This window comes from bacterium (genome assembly GCA_023150945.1).
Classification (GTDB): domain Bacteria; phylum Zhuqueibacterota; class Zhuqueibacteria; order Zhuqueibacterales; family Zhuqueibacteraceae; genus Coneutiohabitans.
This window is the reverse complement of the sequence record JAKLJX010000064.1, coordinates 1-275: the sequence shown is the minus strand read 5'-3', so window position 1 is coordinate 275 and position 275 is coordinate 1. Positions and strand designations below refer to the sequence as shown.

Annotated in this window: 1 protein-coding gene; it reads left to right on the top strand. The window is 53.1% G+C overall.

What is annotated here, in order from left to right; all coding sequences use genetic code 11:
* Positions 1-6: 6 nt before the first annotated feature.
* The coding region (locus L6R21_28025; GenBank protein ID MCK6563054.1) for a hypothetical protein at positions 7-275 on the top strand (269 nt) is incomplete at its 3' end.

Genomic DNA, 275 nt, shown 5'->3' with positions numbered 1-275 from the left:
CGGACCATGGCAAGCACAATCTTGCCGGCAGCGACGCGAAACAAATTTACCGGCAAGGAATGGGATGATGATTATGGCGTGAACTGGCTTTTCTTCCCAGCGCGATCGTATGACCCGGAGATTGCGCGGTGGCTGGTGAGGGACCCGTTGGAGAACCTTGCCCCTGAGCTCTCACCCTACCATTATTCTCGAAATAATCCTGTGCTTCTGTTCGATCCGGATGGCAAAAGCGATCCACTCACCATTAGTCTTTTTGTAGCAAGGGTGGCAGCTAG